The organism is Nocardioides sp. NPDC023903 (genome assembly GCF_040639295.1).
Classification (GTDB): domain Bacteria; phylum Actinomycetota; class Actinomycetes; order Propionibacteriales; family Nocardioidaceae; genus Nocardioides.
Genome location: NZ_JBEZZS010000016.1, coordinates 113,640 through 127,325, shown reverse-complemented (window position 1 = coordinate 127,325; position 13,686 = coordinate 113,640). Strand labels below are relative to the sequence as shown.

The 13,686-nt window shown below is 69.2% G+C and carries 15 protein-coding genes; 5 read left to right on the top strand and 10 right to left on the bottom strand.

Annotated elements, in window-relative coordinates:
* The 3 genes from AB0F44_RS17865 to AB0F44_RS17855 all read right to left on the bottom strand — a co-directional run.
* A partial coding sequence (locus AB0F44_RS17865) for a hypothetical protein (protein WP_357357624.1) occupies positions 1-569 on the bottom strand: 569 nt, incomplete at its 3' end.
* On the bottom strand, positions 569-1,129 hold the full coding sequence (locus tag AB0F44_RS17860) for an RNA polymerase sigma factor (RefSeq protein WP_357357622.1): 561 nt from the start codon (positions 1,127-1,129) through the stop codon (positions 569-571). The genes AB0F44_RS17860 and AB0F44_RS17865, both read right to left, overlap by 1 nt.
* Positions 1,130-1,218: 89 nt before the next feature.
* Positions 1,219-1,812: a TetR/AcrR family transcriptional regulator gene (locus AB0F44_RS17855; RefSeq protein WP_357357621.1), complete on the bottom strand. Its 594-nt coding sequence runs from the start codon at positions 1,810-1,812 to the stop codon at positions 1,219-1,221.
* 48 nt (positions 1,813-1,860) lie between these two features.
* On the opposite strand from AB0F44_RS17855, the gene AB0F44_RS17850 reads away from it, so the two are divergent.
* From AB0F44_RS17850 to AB0F44_RS17840, 3 genes are read left to right on the top strand one after another with little or no spacing between them, the layout of a single operon-like run.
* Positions 1,861-3,372, top strand: coding sequence for an NAD(P)/FAD-dependent oxidoreductase (locus AB0F44_RS17850; RefSeq protein ID WP_357357619.1), 1,512 nt, complete (start codon positions 1,861-1,863; stop codon positions 3,370-3,372).
* Entirely contained in the window at positions 3,369-4,208 is an 840-nt protein-coding gene (locus tag AB0F44_RS17845) for an SDR family NAD(P)-dependent oxidoreductase (protein WP_357357617.1), read from the top strand. Before AB0F44_RS17850 ends, AB0F44_RS17845 begins: the two co-directional genes overlap by 4 nt.
* Before the next feature lie 4 nt (positions 4,209-4,212).
* A complete protein-coding gene (locus AB0F44_RS17840) occupies positions 4,213-4,737 on the top strand; it encodes a DUF402 domain-containing protein (RefSeq protein ID WP_357357615.1) in 525 nt (174 codons plus the stop codon).
* Here AB0F44_RS17840 and AB0F44_RS17835 read toward each other — a convergent pair.
* Positions 4,732-6,075, bottom strand: coding sequence for a threonine/serine exporter family protein (locus AB0F44_RS17835; protein WP_357357613.1), 1,344 nt, complete (start codon positions 6,073-6,075; stop codon positions 4,732-4,734). The genes AB0F44_RS17840 and AB0F44_RS17835 overlap by 6 nt on opposite strands.
* Positions 6,076-6,157: 82 nt before the next feature.
* Here AB0F44_RS17835 and AB0F44_RS17830 point away from each other — a divergent pair, with 82 nt between their 5' ends.
* The gene (locus tag AB0F44_RS17830; RefSeq protein ID WP_357357611.1) at positions 6,158-7,285 is read left to right on the top strand and encodes a glutamate--cysteine ligase; all 1,128 of its coding nucleotides are present in this window, start codon (positions 6,158-6,160) and stop codon (positions 7,283-7,285) included.
* On the opposite strand, the gene AB0F44_RS17825 is transcribed toward AB0F44_RS17830, so the two are convergent.
* From AB0F44_RS17825 to AB0F44_RS17805, 5 genes are all read right to left on the bottom strand, one after another.
* On the bottom strand, positions 7,282-8,397 hold the full coding sequence (locus tag AB0F44_RS17825; protein WP_357357609.1) for an FUSC family protein: 1,116 nt from the start codon (positions 8,395-8,397) through the stop codon (positions 7,282-7,284). The genes AB0F44_RS17830 and AB0F44_RS17825 overlap by 4 nt on opposite strands.
* A 33-nt stretch (positions 8,398-8,430) precedes the next feature.
* Positions 8,431-9,081, bottom strand: a complete 651-nt coding sequence (locus AB0F44_RS17820; protein WP_357357607.1) for an HNH endonuclease family protein — start codon at positions 9,079-9,081, stop codon at positions 8,431-8,433.
* A 109-nt stretch (positions 9,082-9,190) separates the two neighbouring features.
* On the bottom strand, positions 9,191-10,018 hold the full coding sequence (locus AB0F44_RS17815) for an MBL fold metallo-hydrolase (protein WP_357357605.1): 828 nt from the start codon (positions 10,016-10,018) through the stop codon (positions 9,191-9,193).
* Between the two features lie 18 nt (positions 10,019-10,036).
* The gene (locus tag AB0F44_RS17810; RefSeq protein ID WP_357357603.1) at positions 10,037-11,278 is read right to left on the bottom strand and encodes a site-specific DNA-methyltransferase; all 1,242 of its coding nucleotides are present in this window, start codon (positions 11,276-11,278) and stop codon (positions 10,037-10,039) included.
* Positions 11,279-11,288: 10 nt separating this feature from the next.
* The gene (locus AB0F44_RS17805) at positions 11,289-11,825 is read right to left on the bottom strand and encodes a hypothetical protein (RefSeq protein WP_357357602.1); all 537 of its coding nucleotides are present in this window, start codon (positions 11,823-11,825) and stop codon (positions 11,289-11,291) included.
* Between the two features lie 77 nt (positions 11,826-11,902).
* Between AB0F44_RS17805 and AB0F44_RS17800 the strand changes: the two genes are divergently transcribed.
* Positions 11,903-12,478 (top strand): mismatch-specific DNA-glycosylase, encoded by a 576-nt coding sequence (locus AB0F44_RS17800; protein WP_357357600.1) that lies wholly within the window; start codon positions 11,903-11,905, stop codon positions 12,476-12,478.
* Between the two features lie 4 nt (positions 12,479-12,482).
* Here AB0F44_RS17800 and AB0F44_RS17795 read toward each other — a convergent pair whose 3' ends face one another.
* The gene (locus AB0F44_RS17795; protein WP_357357598.1) at positions 12,483-13,640 is read right to left on the bottom strand and encodes a hypothetical protein; all 1,158 of its coding nucleotides are present in this window, start codon (positions 13,638-13,640) and stop codon (positions 12,483-12,485) included.
* Between the last annotated feature and the right edge of the window lie 46 nt (positions 13,641-13,686).

Sequence of the window (13,686 nt, the reverse complement as noted above, 5' to 3'; positions counted from 1 at the left end):
CAACCGGGGTCCTCGCACAGGAGGCCGGCTCCATCCCAACCTGGCCCGACGGCCAGCTGAACCATCCCGAGACCGTCCTCGCCTTCGACGGTCCACCCCAGCTTCGTACCGATGGTGCGCCCGCTGCCGGCGTCGCTGCCCTGCATGTTGGAGACGGTCTTCTCGAGATGCTCTCCGGTGGGATCCAGGTGCTCGGCCAGGACATCTCGGTACTTCTGAAGCACCGGGACGTCGCGAGACCACCCGGCTCCGTTGCCGTTGAAGGCCGCGGGCCACAGCCCCGTGACGTCGTCCCCGGGGACCTTCACCGGCGCTACCACCCGGTCGGGCACCGGCGACGGCTTCGCCGACGTCTCCAGCGGACCTGCGATCTGCTTGTCACCGCTCAGCAACGACGTTCTCTGGGCGACCACGACACTCCCGGTCGCCATGACCGCCACCGCTGCGGCAGCCGCGACGGGCACCATCCACTTCTTCGTACGACTCTCCTGCGAGATCGCCTGCATCAGTTCCGCCTCTCGCCGCGCCTTCACATGGGGCCGCAGCCTGCGTTCAGGAATTCCGGTCATCACTTCTCCCCCTCACCCATGAGCGCGGCGACCCGCTTGCGTGCGCGGGAGAGCCGGCTGCGTACGGTCCCGACAGGGATGTCGAGAGCCTGGGCAACTTGCAGATAAGAGAGGCCGTCCCAGGCGATGAGCATCAGGATCTGACGGTCCTTGCGGCCGAGCCGGTCGACGGCCACGAGCAGCTCGGACATCCGACGCTCCTCGTCGAGGCGGCGTGCGACTCCGTCCGCGTGGTCCTCGGCGTCATCGAACCGCACCAACTGCAGCCTGCCCGCCAGCGCGTTCTGCCGGCGGGCACCACGGGTGGCGTTGCGGCAGACGTTCTCGGCGACGGTGAAGAGCCACGGCATCAGCGAACCGTCGTAGGCCACCGCCCGGTCCCGAACCCGCCAGACCTCAAGGAACGCCTGGGACATCACGTCCTCGGCGAGGCTCCAGGAAGCCACGCGGCGGAAGCAGAAGTTGTAGACCGGGTCCGCGTAACGCCCGAACAGCTCCGCCATCGCCTCGTGGTCGCCCTGGCGCAGACGCTCCGCCAGGCCGCTGTCGTTCTCCGTCACCACGAGTCCGAAGCTCTGGGACTGACTACCTCTCACGCACCCTCTATGTCCGGTCGGCCCAGAGGGGTTCCACTCCGGACGTACCTTTCTCAGCGCCTCGGCTGCGTGCCGAGCAGCTCCAGCAGCACCGGCAGCGAGCCTGCCAGCAGCTCCAGCAGCTCCTCACGTGACAGCCCCGCGGGATCGGCCTTCCACGACAGCACCAGCTCCTCGGACATCGCCTGCCAGCCCCTGACGATCAGGCGAGCAGCCGGGGTGTCGACGACGAAGTCGACATCGGCCTTGAAGATCCGGGCCCCGAGAGCGCCGAAGGCGTCGTCGTAGATCTGGCGCAGGACCGGGTCGCTCGCGGCGCCACGGACCATCGAGACGTACCCCTCGTAGTTGGCGTCGACGAAGTCGACGTACGCGGTCATCGACGCCAACAGGCGCTCGACCGGTTCACCCGTCTCCGGCGGGGCGGTCTGGGCGACGAGAGCGTCGGCGGCGCGGCGTACGACCGCCTCACGGAAGGCCATCTTGTCGCCGAAGTAGTGGTAGAGCAGCCCGCGCGAGATGCCGGCCTCACGCGCCACCACGTCGATCGATATCTCGTCGAGGGAGTGGTTCGCGAAGAGGCGAATGCCCAGATCGAGCAGCTGCTCGCGTCGCTGCACGGGCGTCAGTCTCGTGCGTTGGCTCATGCCGACCATTCTATTGACATCTGTTCAATAGGCAAGAATACTCTCGGTATGACCACTGCTGACCTCACCCCTGTCGACCACCTGATCGTCGGTGCCGGCTTCGGAGGCCTGTGCGCGGCGATCAAGCTCGAGGAGGACGGCGAGCGCGACTTCGTCGTCATCGAGAAGGGCTCCGGCGTCGGCGGCACCTGGCGCGACAACACCTACCCCGGCGCCGCGTGCGACGTCCCCAGCCAGCTCTACAGCTACTCCTTCGCGCTCAACCCCGACTGGTCGATGAGCTTCTCGCCCCAGCCAGAGATCGAGGCGTACATCAACAAGGTCGCCGAGCAGTCCGGCACGCTGGACCGCTTCGTCTTCGACACCGCGATGACCGCCGCGACCTGGGACGAGAGCCGGCAGCGCTGGCTCGTCGAGACCGAGGGCAAGGCCGGGAAGAAGACGTACGCAGCGACCACCGTCATCGCCGGCCCCGGCGCGCTCTCCGAGCCCAAGCTCCCGGACATCGCGGGCATCGACACCTTCCAGGGCGAGATCTTCCACTCCGCCCACTGGAACCACGACGTCGACCTCACCGGCAAGCGCGTGGCCGTGATCGGCACCGGCGCGAGCGCGATCCAGATCGTCCCGGAGATCCAGAAGAAGGCCGCTCGCCTCGACGTCTACCAGCGCACCGCGCCGTGGGTCCTCCCCCGCAACGAGCACCGCTACTCCAAGCTCGAGAAGGCCGCCTTCCGCCACGTCCCCGGCGTCCAGCGACTCGCCCGCGCGGCGGTCTACTGGGGCCTCGAGGTCCGTGTCCTCGGCCTCGCCGTGCAGCCCAAGCTCACCCTGGCTCACCAGCTGAAGGCGAAGAACAACATCCACCGCGGCATCAAGGACCCCGAGCTGCGCCGCAAGGTCACCCCCGACTACACCCTCGGCTGCAAGCGCACGCTGATCTCCAACGCCTACTATCCCGCGTTGGCCGCCGACAACGTCGACCTGATCACCGACGGCATCGCCCGGGTGAGCGAGAACGCGATCGTCGCCAAGGACGGCACCAGCCGCGAGATCGACATCCTCGTCGTGGCGACCGGCTTCTACACCACCGACCTGCCGATCGCCCATGCCATCACCGGCAGCAAGGGCCGCACCATGGCCGAGCGGTTCGTGGAGACCGGGATGAGCGCCTACAAGGGCACCACGGTCCCGGAGTTCCCCAACCTCTTCTTCGTGGTCGGCCCCAACACCGGTCTGGGCCACTCCTCGATGGTCTACATGATCGAGTCGCAGGTGGCCTACATCCGCGACGCGATCCGCACGATGCGCACCAACTCCTACGCGACCGTCGAACCCACCGAGGACGCCACCTCCGCCTGGAACGACGACCTGCAGCGCAAGATGGAGAACACCGTCTGGTCGGAGGGCGGCTGCGCGTCGTGGTATCTCGATGAGCACGGCCGCAACACCACCCTGTGGCCGAGCTTCACGTTCCTGTTCCGCCACCTGACCAGCAAGTTCGACGTCGACAAGTACGCCGTCACCGCCGCCACGACCAAGGAGAGTGTCCCCGCATGAAGTCCTTCGACGACAAGGTAGTCGTACTCACCGGAGCCGGCTCCGGGATCGGCCGCGCCCTCGCGGTCAACCTCGCCGGCCGCCGCGCCCGGCTCGCGCTCTCCGACGTGAACGAGGCCGGTCTGGCCGAGACCGTCGAGCTCGCCAAGCAGGCCGGAGCCCGCGAGATCAAGGCAGACAAGCTCGACGTCGCCGACCGCGAGGCCTTCACGACGTACGCCGAGGGCGTCATCGCCCACTTCGGTCAGGTCAACGTGGTGATCAACAACGCCGGAGTCGCGCTGTCGGGTCGGGTCAACGACCTCGACTGGGAGGACATCGACTGGATCATGGGCATCGACTGGTGGGGCGTCGTGCACGGCACGAAGCTCTTCCTGCCGGCCCTGATCGAGTCCGGCGACGCGCACATCGTGAACATCTCCTCGCTGTTCGGGCTGGTCTCGATGCCCGACCAAGCCTTCTACAACGCGGCCAAGTACGCCGTGCGCGGCTTCACCGAGGCGCTGCGCGAGGAGATGCTGATCGACGGTCACAACGTCGGCGTCACCTCGGTCCACCCCGGTGGCATCAAGACCGCGGTCGCCCGCAGCGCCCGGGTCTCGGCCAAGGACGACCAGGCCGCGACCGCGAAGTTCTTCGACGAGAAGCTCGCCAAGATGGAGCCGGCGCGCGCCGCCGAGATCATCATCAAGGGCATCGAGAAGAAGCAGGCCCGCGTGCTGGTCGGCCTCGACGCCCACGTGATCCACAACTTCGGCAAGTTCACCGGCTCGCGCTACCAGGACCTCATCGCGATGGGGGCCAAGTACGTGATGCCGAAGAAGCAGGCAGACTGAGCACATGCGCTTCGAGGCCGGTCACCCTGTTCGTGTCGAGTTCACGAAGTGGGGTGGCCGGCCTCATTGGTCCTTCACGGGCCTCTACCTCGGCGAGGACGAGCACGGCGAGTGGATCGGCCACCCGGTCGGCACCGAGTTCGCCCGCCCCGGGCGGGGCTGGATCGCCGACTGGGAGTCGGTCAGCCTGGTTCCCCACCACGACGCTGCCCACTTCCCGGCGTTCAACCGGCCCAACGGGAAGATCAGCTCGCAGATCTACGTCGACATGTGCACCCCGCCGGTGTGGCAGGACTCGACGGTCACCTGCATCGACCTGGACCTCGACGTGGTCAAGAAGTTCGACGGCTCGGTCTACATCGACGACGAGGACGAGTTCGAGCACCACCAGCTCGAGTACGGCTACCCGCCCGAGATCATCTCGATGACCGAGCAGTCCGCCGAACGCGTCTTCCTCGCGGTCAAGGAGAGCCAGGCGCCGTACGACACGACCCCCGAGCGCTGGTTCGAGGTGCTGAGCGGCCTATGAGTCGATGTCGGCGGCAGGCACCGGCGTGGTTCGGTCCTTCCGTAGCGGACCGACGAGGCGCGGCCCGGACAGGCGCGTCTCGATCCGCCACGAGCGGCGACTGAGCGGCTGGGCGATGTATTCGCCCAGGTAGACGCCGGAGGCGAGGGCGAGCGCGACCGAGGCCGCGGTGAAGAGGGCGACCAGCCCGACCGAGGTGGTCGTGGGCGTCTCTTGGGCAAGCATCGTCAGACCGCGGTAGATCGAGTAGCCGGGCAGGAACGGCACGACCGACGAGACCACGACGACCAGCGGCGGCACCTTCAGCCGGGTGGCGACCGAGTAGGCGACCAGACCGATGAAGAGGGCGGCCACGGCCACCCGCCACGTACGCCCGACGTCGCCGGGTACGACGATGGAGAGGATCACGGCGACGCCGGCGATGACCGCGATCGGGGCCAGCGTCCGCTTGGGTGCGTACGCCGCGTAGGCGAAGGCCGCGGCGCCGACGGCACCACCAGCGGTGGCGAGAGTGATCGACTGCAGCGATGTGACGCTTCCCGTCACCGCGCCGTGGATCGGCACCCCGACCGCTCCCGCGAAGACCAGACCGCCGGTGACGCCGGCGATAATCCCGGCCGTGGAGACCAGCGCCTCCATGATCCGGGCGCTGGCGGTGACGTGGAACCCGGTCAGCGCGTCCTGGAGGGCACCCATGAAGCTGATCCCGGCCAGCATCACGGTGATGTTGGCGGTGATCGAGGTGGAGACGTCGAGGTCCAGCGGCAGCGCCGCGGCGATGACCGCGAGCAGCGTGGCCAGGCCCGCACCGGCGACCTGCAGGTAGAAGAGCGGCAGCCGCCAACGGCGGTGGAGGAAGTGCTGAAGCTGGTCGATCGCGGCGCCGGAGATGAAGGAGAGCACGATCACCCAGAGCTCACCACCGACGTAGACGGTGAACGCGGCGGCCATCACCGCCATGCCGAGCGTCACCGCCCAGCGCGGCCGGCGGTGGCCGCCGGAGATGATGCGACCCAGCGCGATCCGGGCGCCCTGGAGGTCCACCTCGTCGCGTACGACCTGGCGGACCAGGTGGTCGACGGCGGTGAGGTGGTCGTAGTCGATGGTGCGATTCTTGACCTGGCGGGTGGTGTGCACCGGGATCGCCTCGGGATCGGCCTGATAGCTCATCGAGAGGCTGGTGTAGGTGACGTCGACCTCGGCCTCGCGAAGGCCCAGATGCTGGGCGAGCGACCTCATCGTCGCGGTCACGTCAGCGGCCCCGGCGCCGGTCGAGATCAGCAGCTCACCGACGCGGAGGCAGAAGTCCAGAGTCAGGTTCACCTCACGCGCATCCACCGTCACAGGGTGCCATTGGGCCGGTGACCGACAGGCATTCACGATGCTCGACAAACAGGCCCGTGCAAGGAACGCTCGTTACATGCGGATCGACTTCCATCCCTCTCCCCGGCCGACGCTCGGCGTCGAGTGGGAGCTCGCGCTCGTCGACCGCGAAACTCGGGACCTGGTCAACGTCGCCGACCACATCTTCGCGCGGGCAAAGGCACGGGTTCCCCACCCCGGGCGGATCCACAAGGAGCTGCTGCGCAACACCGTCGAGGTCGTCACCGGGGTCTGTGAAACGGTCGAGGAGGCCATGGACCAGATCCGCGAGACGACCACCGGTGTCGTACGCGCCGGCGACGATCTCGGCGTCGATCTCTTCGGCGCCGGGACCCACCCGTTCGCGTCCTGGACCACGCAGGAATTGTCCGCTGGCCATCGCTACCAGGAGCTGATCAACCGCACCCAGTGGTGGGGCCGGCAGATGCTGATCTGGGGCGTCCACGTGCACGTCGGGATGCCGGAGCGGGACCGGCTGCTGCCCGTCCTCAACGGGCTGCTGACCTACTACCCCCACTTCCAGGCGCTATCGGCCTCGTCCCCGATCTGGGCGGGCATGGACACCGGCTACGCCTCCAACCGGGCGCTGATGTTCCAGCAGCTGCCGACCGCCGGGCTGCCGTTCCAGTTCGCGACGTGGCAGGAGTTCGAGGCGTACGTCTCGGACCAGACGGTCACCGGCGTGATCGAGGACATCAGCGAGATCCGCTGGGACATCCGGCCCTCGCCCCGGATCGGCACCATCGAGAACCGGATCTGCGACGGGGTCTCCACGATCCAGGAGCTGGCCGCCATCGCCGCCCTGGCGCACTGCCTCTGTGTGGACCTGGACTCCCGGGTCGCGGCCGGGGAGCCGATCGCGACGATGCCGCCCTGGCACGTCCAGGAGAACAAGTGGCGCGCCGCCCGCTACGGCCTGGACGCGATCGTGATCCTCAACGACGCCTCCGAGGAGCGGCTGGTCACCGAGGACCTCGCCGACCTGCTGGTACGCCTCGAGCCGGTCGCCGCGCGCCTGGGCTGCGAGAAGGAGCTCGCCGGGGTGCACGACATCATCCACAAGGGCGCCGCCTACCAGCGACAACGCGCCATCGCGGCCTCCACCGAGGGCGACCTGGTCGCGGTCGTCGACTCGGTCGTACGCGACCTGCGCGGGTCGCTCTAGCGAGGCGGCAGCGGCGGCAGCGCGTCGGTCGCCTCGAACTGCCCCATCCCGGTGACCCCGAGCAGGTCGACGATGATCGACCTGATCTGGACGAGGATGACCTCGGCGTTGAGCGATTCCGTACGCTCCACCTCGGCCGAGTGCTCGCCGACCGCGAGCAGCACCGACCTGGCCTCCTGGCTCAGTCCGTCCGGGCTGCGGCCCGCGGCGAGCTCGGCCTCGACGACGTCGACGGCGTCGGCGAGACCGAAGGCCAACTGGTAGTAGCTCTCCGGCACCACATCCCCGCGATACGCCGACACCGCCGCCCTCCGCACCAGTACGCGGGTGCTGCGCAGCGCGCGGTCGAGCGGCTCGACGAGCTCGGCCATCCGATGTACGTGACTGCGATGTCGGAACCGGAACGGCGAGACGGCCAGCACCGACATGCCCTCGTCGGAGGCGTCCTGCAGCTCGCGGATCAACGGGTCGGTGGCGCGCGCGTCGGCGAGCACCTTGAGCCCGTGGACCGCGTCCGCGTCGAGCATCACCTGGCCGGCGGCACGCAGCAGCGAGGCGATCTTCTTGGCGACCACGGCCGCCTGCTCACCGGGCCGCCGCAGCGGTGCGGCGGGCACGATCGAGGCCGCCACCAGCGCGACCGCACCGCCGATGAGCGCGTCGGTCCAGCGCGTGAAAGCGGCACCTGGCGTCGGCAGCAGCCCCATCACGAAGATCGACTGCACCGCCGCCTGGTTGCGGAAGACCTGCCCCGAGGAGATGAAGATGCCCACGGCCATGGCCATCGCGACCACCAGGGTCATCTGCCAGGCGCCCTCGCCGATGACCTGGACCACGACGTCGCCCAGGAACACGCCGAGCGCCACCCCGATGGTCACCTCGGTCACTCTCCTCAGCCGCTGGCCGTAGGAGGTGCCGAGGCTGACAACCGCAGCGATCGGGGCGAAGACGGGTTGTGCGTGGCCGAGCAGGGTGGCCGCGATGAACCACGCCGCCCCGGCTGCCCCGGCGGCCTGCAACACGTGCCAGCGCTTCGACTTCAGCCGCGCCAACCGGCGGCGTACGTCGGACTCCACCTGCTCACGTGTGACCCGTGGGGCAGAGAACGCCATGCGCAGAATCCTAGGGCAGCCGGGGCCCGGGGGTCAGCGCGCGAGGGTCACCGAGACGCTCTGGCTGCCGCAGCCGTTGGCGGAGGTGAGGTTGGTGAGAGCGGACTTCTCGGTGCTGTCGATGGAGAGGCGCCAGCGGATCTTCACCGAGACGTACTCCTTCAGGTAGCGGCACTTCTGGAGGTCGGGCATCCACCCGGCCGGGTCGGCGTCGGACTTCTCCTGGTTCTCGTTGTCGGTGACGCCGACGAGCGAGCCGTAGTAGCCGAGGTCGTTGGCGAAGTTCTTGCGCTCGGTCGAGGTCCAGGTGCGGGCGCCGGAGTCCCAGGCCTCCGCGAGCGGGACCATGTGGTCGATGTCGATGTCGCTGGTGGCGGTCCAAGAGAGACCGTCGTAGTAGGAGTACCAGCGGCCGCCCGAGAGCGAGCAGCTGGAGCCGACCGCGGGGGCCTCCTCGGCCTCCGCGATCAGCACCTCGTTGCGGGTGCTGCAACCGTCGCCGTCGGCGTCGATCCAGTGCTGGAAGAGGTCACGGCTGTAGCCGGTGCGGTTCTCGGTCGCGACCGAGAGGTCGCCGATGGCGGTCGAGAGCGGCTGGGAGTAGGACTCGGCGTGTGCTGCCGCCGGAATCGTGAGCGGCACGAGGGCGCCGCAGGCGAGGATGAACAGGCCACGGAGTTTCATGGGGGTCTCCCGAGGTGAGGTGTTCGGTCGCCCCCTGACGATGCCGTGTTTTACGCGCCCCGTGTAACTCGGTTACCAGATGTTTCGAGAAGTTCACCAAGAGGCGCGATCACGCCGAGATGAACGGCTCCGTCAGATGCGGCGTCGCCAGGTGAAGCGTCGCCAGATGAAGCGCGCCGGCGGCTTCGCGGCTGAGCATGCGCTCCCTCGAGTGCCTGGCCACCTCAGGATCGATCTCGTGTGAGTAGGCGAGCTCGGGATGGAGCAGTTGAAGCGCGTGCACCAGGAGGTCGCCGGTGACAAGCGCCATCTCGCGCCCCTCGGCGACCAGCACGCTCTGGTGCCCGGGCGTATGACCCGGCGTGGCGACCGCGCGCCCGGTGCGCAGGGGCGTGTCACCGTCGAGGAGCCGAAGCCGACCGGCCGCCGCGAGCGGGTCGGTCAGGGTCTCGCGAAGCTGGGGGTTGAGCGCGTCGAGGGCGTCGTACTCGGCCCGCTGGAGCAGGTAGTCAGCGTTCGGGAAGTACGGGCGGCGGCCGTTGGCCTCGGTCACGACCGCCCAACCGACGTGGTCGGTGTGCAGATGCGTGAGCACCACGGTGTCGACCTCACCCGGGTCGATGCCCGCGGCGTCGAGCGACTGAGGAAGCACACCGGGCACGGGCGCCCACGAGGCGGCCGGGCCGTCCGCCGGACCGATACCGGCGTCCACGACGGTGACGCCCCTATCGCCGCGGATCGCGTAGGCACGGAACTGGAGACGCCAGCGGCCCTCGGCGTCGACCGCGCCCGGATCGTAGCGGTCGACCTCGGCCCATTGATCGGCCGTGGCCTCAGGGAAGGCATCGGCGCGCGGGGAGAAGAACGGGCCCTCGCCGTCGGCGAGGGCGATGATCTCGGTGGAGCCGATCCGGAGGCGGGGGACGCTGAGAGCCATGGCCGCGATCCTGCCCTCCTACGCGCCCCGCGTCACGCCAGATGTTTCGAGAAGCTCACCCATGTCGCGTTCGACCAACCCCTTCGCGCCGCCGTTCCCGTGGGCCGCGACCACGGCTCGCAGGCGTGCGCGGGTGATGTCGGAGACGTACGCCATCTCGGCCTTGGCCGCGTTCGAGCCGGGCCGGGTGGTCTCGGCGATCTGGACCGACCAGCACGTACGCCGCGCCCCGTCCTCCACGTTGGCCAGCGCGACCGCGTGGCCGGTGGTCCCGGAGCCGGCGAAGAAGTCGAGGACCCGCGCGTCGGTCGGCATCGTGGCCAGGATCCGCCGGATCAGGCCGGTCGGCTTCGGCGACTCGAACAGCGGCCCCACCAGGGACTTCAGTTCTGCGACGGCGGAGTCGGTCGAGCCGATCTCCTCGGCCATCCAGATCGTGGTGAGCTTCTTGCGCCTCGCCTCACCGGAGGCGTCGCGGGAGAGCCAGTCGCGTTGGTAGACGTCGACCCGCTCCCCCAGCTTCCCGCGTACGCGACGGCACATCAGATCGTCGGGACGGGCCGCGATCAGCGGGGCGCTCCACCGCCAGACCGCCGGGCGACCGTCACCGAAGACCGGCCAGATCTCCTGGCCGCCGTCGAACGGCTCGACCGCGACGCGACCGGACTCCGGGTCACCCCACACTGGGAAGTGGAGCGTCCTCGCGGTCGCCGGGTTGAACTTCTTGTTGGTGTTGCGCAGCGGCAGCCGCCGATAGTGGCGCCCGTCGTCGGTGACGAGCGGGAAGTCCTGCTCGTTGACGGCCTCCGGGATGCTCGACTCAAGCGCGCAGGCCCGGGCGTCCTTGGCGTAGACCAGCAGATACTCGTGGGACGTCGCGAACCCGTTGCCGAGCTGGCGGCCCTTGGGGTTGAGGTTGACCACGATCTGCGCGAGCTGGTTGCGCTCCTCGAAGACCTCGTCCATCAGGACCTTGAGATGGGCGGCCTCGTTGTCGTCGATGGAGACGTAGATCGCCGCGCGCTCCGACATGACGGTGCGCGCGGCCTGCAGCCGGGGCCTCATCATGGCGACCCAGGCCTCGTGGCGACCGGCCCGCCGGCCGTCCTCACCGCGCCTGTCGTCGTGGTAGGCGAAGAGGCTGCCGGTGTTGTACGGCGGGTCGATGTAGATCAGGTCGAACTTCTCTCCCGCCACCGAGAGCGCCCGAAGAACATCGAGGTTGTCGCCCTCGACGAAGGTGTTCCACGGCTCCCCCACGCGGGGAACGTTAGCCGACCGGGATATCAGTCGAGAGCAACGCGACCGATCGCTCCGCCACCAGGCACTGGATCTTGGTGCTCTTCGGCGGGGTGACGCTCAGGACCACGTCATCGCCGGTCGCGCCGGCGGTGATCGTCGCCGGGTCCGGGGCCTCGCAACCGTCGTAGACCGTCTGGGCATAGAGCCGTTGGCCCGCCGGGACGTGGGCGAGCAACTTGGTCGCCTCGGTGGTGAAGGACGCCTGCAGCGAGGTGCCCAGCGTGGCCGCGTACGCCTTGATCGCGGCCTCGTCCGGAAGGGGTGTCGCGGTCTTCTCCAGGTCACCCTCGGCCGCGCCGCCGGCGGAGACCAGGCCGCGTACGGGCTTCTCCGAGCTAGGCGGGCGGGACGGCTCGGGCTGCGGTTTGGGCTTCGGCATCGGGGTTGCGGACAGCGAGGCCGACGGGCTCGAGCCCGGGTCGGTCGCTTCATCGGGGGTGCCGCAGGCAGAGACCAGGAGCGCCGTCGCAGCGACTGCGAGTGGGAGAAGACGCGTGGGGTGCATATTTCACATACTCCCCACGGCACCCTGCTGTTGCACCCCAGGACGGTAGGTCGTTACGCAGATGGAAGGATCACGCTGTGGCCCGCTTCACCCAGGCCGAGCTCCAGACCTACTACGGCCGCTCGGTACCCGACCTCCTTCCCGCAGACGACCAGCCCATGCGCCTCCTCTTCGTCGGCATCAACCCCGGCCTGTGGACAGCAGCGACCCAGACCCACTTCGCGCACCCGCTCAACCGGTTCTATCCGGCGATCTTCCGAGCCGGGATCACCACGCGTCCGATCGACGCGTCGGCGGGGATGACGGCGGAGGACCGCGACTACTTCCGGGACCGGGGCATCGGCTTCACCAACATCGTCCGTCGCGCCACCGCGAAGGCCTCCGAGCTCAGCAACGCCGAGCTCAAGGAGGGCGGCGCCGAGCTGTTCTCCCTGGTCGCACGGAGGAAACCGGCGGTCGTCGCGATCGCTGGGATCACCGCCTACCGGACCGCGTTCAACCGCCCCAAGGCCAAGCAGGGCCTCCAGCCGGAACCGCTGGCCGGCGCCGAGCTCTGGGTCGTACCGAACCCGTCGGGTCTCAACGCCCACGAGACCGTCCCGACCCTGGCCGCCGCCTACGCCGAGGCCGCCCGCGCCGCCGGCCTGATCTGAGGCGTCAGAACCCAGTCGGGGCTTCGGGCAGCTCCGGAACCCCGAGCTTCGCCAGCAGCGCCACCGCGTCGTCGGCCGAGACCCTCGCGGACTGGGAGTGGAGCATGTCGTCGACCGCGAGATCGACCTCGCCGGTGAGGCAGACGAGCACGTCCTCACCCTCGGCCTCGGCAGGCCCCTGGAAGGCGAGCACGGGCAGGTAGGCGAGGTCGAGGGAAGCGGTCTTCTGCAGGAGGCGTACGGCGGCGAGCACATCGGCCCGCGGATCGGCGACCTCCAGCGGGCGGCCGTCGACGGACGCCGCGCCCGAGGCCGGCACCTCGACCATGCCGGCGGTCGAGGGGATGTCGTGCTGCTCGATGACCGCGACCCCACCTGGATGCACCACGACCGCCTCGAGCTCCCGCGAACCGATGCTCACGTTGAGCACGACCAGCGCAGACTCGAGCTGGCCTAGCGCCTGGCGGAGCTTCTCCTCGCCGAAGGTCTCGGGCGCACCGAGGTCGAGCATCCAGCCGCCCGCGGCGGTGGCCACCCACGAGGCGGTCTCCTGCTCCTTCAGCGCCACCAGCTTCTCGGCCTCCTGCCGCAGCCGGTCCCGCTCGAGGGCCGCGTCATGGGCCCGCCGCCGCTCGTCGTCGAGCTCGGCGCGCAGCATCGCGACCTCGCTCTCGGCCAGCTGCTGCAGCTCACGGCGTCGCTCCGCCTCCCGGGCGCGCTCCTCGGCCTGCTGCTTCTCGGCCCGCAGCCGGGCGACCTCGAAGCGGCGTACGCCCTCTTCGAGCAGCCCGAGCGTGCGGTCGGAGACCGCGACGTCGGCGCCCGACTCGAGCCGGTCCCGCAGCGCACCCCAGTTGACCTCGGGGTGGTCGGTGACCAGCGCGTCCAGCACCTTCGCGAGTACGCCACCCTCGACCCCCACACGCGAAGCGAGCGAGGCCTGGTTGAACCGAGCCGGCGCGGGCGCCAGGGACGAGGCGGGAGCCAGGCTCCACTGCCCCGGCGGCCCCTCGACGAAGCCGCCCGCCTTCAGCACTCCGAGCAGCTCCTCCTCGGTCAGCAGCACCCGCTTGCCCTTCAAAGCGGCGCGCAGGACCTGCAGGCTCAACGGAGCCCGCAGGCGCAGGATCTCGGCGACGGCCGGCATGGAGGAATGTGGCATAGGGGCTGGTTAAGGGGTTGTTCTCGCAAGCGCGGCGATCGTACAC

What these genes read in the sequence shown, in the direction of transcription:
- AB0F44_RS17795 (WP_357357598.1), bottom strand. Translation starts at nt 13,640, where the DNA reads ATGCCACATTCCTCCATGCCGGCCGTCGCCGAGATCCTGCGCCTGCGG.
- AB0F44_RS17850 (WP_357357619.1), top strand. Translation starts at nt 1,861, where the DNA reads ATGACCACTGCTGACCTCACCCCTGTCGACCACCTGATCGTCGGTGCC.
- AB0F44_RS17840 (WP_357357615.1), top strand. Translation starts at nt 4,213, where the DNA reads ATGCGCTTCGAGGCCGGTCACCCTGTTCGTGTCGAGTTCACGAAGTGG.
- AB0F44_RS17855 (WP_357357621.1), bottom strand. Translation starts at nt 1,812, where the DNA reads ATGAGCCAACGCACGAGACTGACGCCCGTGCAGCGACGCGAGCAGCTG.
- AB0F44_RS17830 (WP_357357611.1), top strand. Translation starts at nt 6,158, where the DNA reads ATGCGGATCGACTTCCATCCCTCTCCCCGGCCGACGCTCGGCGTCGAG.
- AB0F44_RS17815 (WP_357357605.1), bottom strand. Translation starts at nt 10,018, where the DNA reads ATGGCTCTCAGCGTCCCCCGCCTCCGGATCGGCTCCACCGAGATCATC.
- AB0F44_RS17820 (WP_357357607.1), bottom strand. Translation starts at nt 9,081, where the DNA reads ATGAAACTCCGTGGCCTGTTCATCCTCGCCTGCGGCGCCCTCGTGCCG.
- AB0F44_RS17845 (WP_357357617.1), top strand. Translation starts at nt 3,369, where the DNA reads ATGAAGTCCTTCGACGACAAGGTAGTCGTACTCACCGGAGCCGGCTCC.
- AB0F44_RS17805 (WP_357357602.1), bottom strand. Translation starts at nt 11,825, where the DNA reads ATGCACCCCACGCGTCTTCTCCCACTCGCAGTCGCTGCGACGGCGCTC.
- AB0F44_RS17825 (WP_357357609.1), bottom strand. Translation starts at nt 8,397, where the DNA reads ATGGCGTTCTCTGCCCCACGGGTCACACGTGAGCAGGTGGAGTCCGAC.